Genomic DNA, 3,898 nt, shown 5'->3' with positions numbered 1-3,898 from the left:
TTGGTTCTTTTCAAGGTTCGCAAATTGCTAAAGATGGCAAGATAAGCCAAAATCTTATATTCACTGCTCATGAAGCAGCAGCTAGAGAGTATTTAGGCCAACTTCAATCTGAGTTAAATTACTTAATCAGTCTTTCAGAGGATTTTTCTGAAAATCAGGTCAAGATTAAAGCATTATTAGATGCTTTTGAAGGGTTAAAGACTCCATTTAAGCTGGATGAATGTATTTCAGAGCTTGCTTCAAAAGTAGACATAGACGCAAGAGAAATTAGAACTTCGATTGAACGAATGAAAAATGTGGGGATGTTTGAAGATCGTCCAGATTATCCAGGGCAACTTCGGGTTGGTCGTCTCTTTAAATCATCGCTAAGGATGAAGTATGTTAGGGGGAAAAATAGCTAAATCAACTGAGAAACCAACTCATACCAATTCAAAAAACGTTTGCGATAGGTAGAAATGCTATGATGCAATACTCTTAACAATGTTAAAGCAAAGGTAGGAATACTGGCTAGTTGCGCGAGCGGAAATCTTAGTACTGATGGCGATCGCTCTTTGGAAGAGACTAATCTTTTGAGCTATTTAAGTAAGGTTTACTTGTAAGTTTTTTGCTCGATAAAACTCAAAAGCTCTTCTTCAAACGCTGTCAAATACGGGCGTTTCAACTCCCCTAAGTGCTTCAGTACAGCACGGGCTGCCTCTTCCAAGTTTTCGTTTTCCCATAATCTACTGATGCGTAGGCTAGCAAGAATCGCAGGCATGGCTCTTAGAGAAATGCCAGTTATCTACATCTTCTGAGATTCTATTGAGTTTTGTTAATTTCTAGCCAGTTGTAGAGCCTTAACTGAACTCTGTTGAGCGCTATATCAATCATGTAGAGGGGTTCAACAGCACTCAATTAAACAACTGGCAAGCTGGATGTCAAGAAGCGGAAAGTTTTATCTTTTCCCTCGTACAACTTCTTCACTTTCCTGTTGTGGTGATATCTTCATTGAAACTGCAACCCAAAAACATTGGATGCCAAATTGCCAAAATTGTTTAGGGCAGTATCTCACCCCTGTATTCAGACTCCAAAATACTTAATAATTTTTCTTCCACAGCAGTCAGATAAGAGGCATTCAGTTTCCCCAAGGAATGCAACAGATTTTTTATTGTCTCCTTAAGCGAATCGGAATACACTCGACTAAGGTGATCGCTGATTAATTGCATCTGCTGACATTCCTGGGGCAGGTAGTTGAAGGACTTCAGGTGTGGCAACTCAACCGTGTGTTCGTCATACCAAAGTTTCACAGTACAACTGCATCTTAGCTTATTTGGTTATCCTGAGTAGCCTGATCCCTCTCAGCAGGTGTATGCGTCATCATACTTTTTAATATTTTATAAGTATATATTCGTAGCGACAATATAATATACATCGTTTATTATCATTATTCTAAGAGCTAGCTAAAAACCAGCGTAAATATTCTATCCAAAATTTATAAATAGTATTGAAGCTATGAACAAAACAAGTTGGTTTCCTGCTTGGCTACCTAATCCACAATCGTGGATGATGGCTATGATATTAGCAATACCAGCGTACTTTGGCGCAACTGTAATTTTTGCATTTGAATTTTGGCGTTATTCTTTAGTAGGCGGTCTTCTAGCTATTACAGGCAATGGTGGTGGCGGTCTACTTTTTTTCTTTATTGTTTCTATTAGTGCATTGTTATTAGCTCTGATCTGGTTTTCAATTTTGGCAGGAGCCTATTCATTTCTACTCAAGTTTCTATGGTCAAATTCACCACAATGGTTAAGATTACCAAAGTTTAGCTTATTAGTTATTCGAGATTTCGGAATACTTGTATTATCAATTTTGCCAATTGTTGCGATTTTTACAATTTATACTTTATTTATTACTGGTTTGAAACAGAGTTTGACTGATTTTAGAACACCTAAACTAAGCTATGATATTTTTCTGCTAAGATTTTGGTGGCTTTGGTTCATTTCTGCTGCTTATCTTTACAATTTGTTTATGAGAAAAAGAAGTATTGTCATTAAGTAAACTAATATTTTTCAATATAATAAATATCCTTTGTCAAGCTGCCGTAATAATTAAAAAAACAAATTACTTAACTAATAAAACAGCCGCAAACTCAAAACTTTTAATAATATAATAAGTGTTAGAAAATTTTAACAACTTACCTTATTTAAGGTTAGTAGATAAACAAAAATTAACAGAAATCTCTGCGATCTATTTCGCTGTAGCTCGCGATCAAGTTCTCTACATTGGTCAAGCAGTAAATCTTAGAAGCCGTTGGCTAAATCATCATCGTTTACCACAATTAGAAGCAATTAACCGTCGTTGTGAAGTCAAGATATTTTGGTTAAATTGCTTACCAATTCAGCTTAATGAACTAGAACGCCAGTACATACAGTACTATTGCCCAACTTTAAATCAAACTAAAGTACCTCAAAAAAAGTTGTTACCTAGCTTTCAAATGCTAACACTGTCGCTCAAAAAATTAAAAGAGCGAGTGCTGGTTTTCGGAGTATGTCAGAAGAGTGAAAAACTTCCGCTCAAAACAATAGTTATAGGTTATCTGGCTAACTATACAGAAACTCGGCTTGCAACAACATTAGTTCGGAAGAGTTTGCAAGCTGTAAATAGAAAACCCAATAGTTTATTTAGATGGATTGAGTATGACCGACTTAGAAATGGCGCTCGTTGGTTAACTAGGTGCAATGGTATCGAAACAAGGCTGATTCCTTGGTTTGAAGAACGCATTATGCACAACCCTAGTATGTACAGAGTCATGGAAGAGAAACGTTTTGGAGTTTGGACTTCAATCCCATTAAATGACTATGAAGCAATGAGGCAAGATGTGAAAGCTATGTCATTTACTGAAAGATTGGAATTAGCGCGAAACTCAGAAATTGGCTGGCAATTATTTCCTTTGGAATGTGGTTCGGAGTTGAGAGTTGTCAGTGGTGTAGAGCTTCTCTGTCTTACCAGTGAACAGCTAGAAGTATTACTGAATAAGAAGCCCTACATACAAGAACAGCATCCAGGTATTTGTACTATTGATGAAGATCCAGTTCCTAAGTTACTATTTTAGAGTTTTTTTATTATTTCCGAAATGTCCTGATAAGTTATATTTCTGATAATCGGACACTAGACTTAGGGCTAAATTGTCTTAAAAAAGAATCTTTAAAGTATGATTCATCACAACGAATAATATAATTTCTTAACTCCGGATCAGCCCTAAACCATTCTCCACTCATTCTTAAATGTCTAAATTTGGTATGGAGGTATGCTTCCAACTCTTGAGATTTTTTAACACTATCTACTGGTATAACTTTCAGCATTTGTAAGAGAACTGGACTACTAGTTTGTAGAGATTGTAATCGCTTCTCAACATCGCTAGCTCTACCAATTTTGATCGCATAGCTATCTGAATTAAAAATGAAATAAATAAATGCTTTATTAGGTTTTATCTTTCCTTCTAGAGAGATACGTTTGTTACCGGGAGTGATTAATTGGACATCGCTATCTGCCCATGAAAGCAGCCATGATACGATAGCTTCAGTAGTTAAAGAATATTGTGCATATAAAGCAATATTCTCTCCTTTTATATGAAGTAGGAATTTTTTCTTCTTGCCTCTAATTTCTGGAGGATGGATATAATAGTGGGACTGGTAGTGAGGTTTAATCCAGGGTAGCTTATCTTCTGGCTGAATAGGACAACAGTAAGGCTCTGGATTAGGAATAGTAATTACTCCAGTATATTTAACAGGAATCTGTAATCTTTGAGCTATATTGCAATCCATCTTTACCCAGCCTAATCCTTGGAAAATATCCTCTGGGACTTTCTCGATAAAATAGACAGTTAAATTTTGCGTAGGCATTTGAGAATTTCTAACTT

General features: G+C 36.1%; 6 protein-coding genes. 3 read left to right on the top strand and 3 right to left on the bottom strand.

What is annotated here, in order from left to right; translation table 11 throughout:
- Positions 1–401: hypothetical protein (locus tag ACWATR_RS38895; protein ID WP_460345401.1), on the top strand; the 401-nt coding region annotated here is incomplete at its 5' end.
- 188 nt (positions 402–589) lie between these two features.
- Here ACWATR_RS38895 and ACWATR_RS38890 read toward each other — a convergent pair.
- Both ACWATR_RS38890 and ACWATR_RS38885 read right to left on the bottom strand, forming a co-directional pair.
- Positions 590–757 (bottom strand): hypothetical protein, encoded by a 168-nt coding sequence (locus ACWATR_RS38890; RefSeq protein WP_460345399.1) that lies wholly within the window; start codon positions 755–757, stop codon positions 590–592.
- 277 nt (positions 758–1,034) lie between these two features.
- The gene (locus ACWATR_RS38885; protein ID WP_460345396.1) at positions 1,035–1,286 is read right to left on the bottom strand and encodes a hypothetical protein; all 252 of its coding nucleotides are present in this window, start codon (positions 1,284–1,286) and stop codon (positions 1,035–1,037) included.
- Between the two features lie 205 nt (positions 1,287–1,491).
- On the opposite strand from ACWATR_RS38885, the gene ACWATR_RS38880 reads away from it, so the two are divergent.
- Both ACWATR_RS38880 and ACWATR_RS38875 read left to right on the top strand, forming a co-directional pair.
- Positions 1,492–2,037 carry a hypothetical protein gene (locus ACWATR_RS38880; protein WP_460345393.1) on the top strand — a complete coding sequence of 182 codons (546 nt, stop codon included), beginning with the start codon at positions 1,492–1,494 and terminating at the stop codon, positions 2,035–2,037.
- 115 nt (positions 2,038–2,152) lie between these two features.
- Positions 2,153–3,091 (top strand): GIY-YIG nuclease family protein, encoded by a 939-nt coding sequence (locus ACWATR_RS38875; RefSeq protein ID WP_460345390.1) that lies wholly within the window; start codon positions 2,153–2,155, stop codon positions 3,089–3,091.
- Positions 3,092–3,125: 34 nt separating this feature from the next.
- On the opposite strand, the gene ACWATR_RS38870 is transcribed toward ACWATR_RS38875, so the two are convergent.
- Positions 3,126–3,898, bottom strand: a 773-nt coding sequence (locus ACWATR_RS38870; protein WP_460345387.1) for a GIY-YIG nuclease family protein, incomplete at its 5' end; no start/stop codon positions are given.

Source organism: Nostoc sp. UIC 10890 (assembly GCF_054786515.1).
This window is presented reverse-complemented; position numbering and strand designations above follow the sequence as displayed.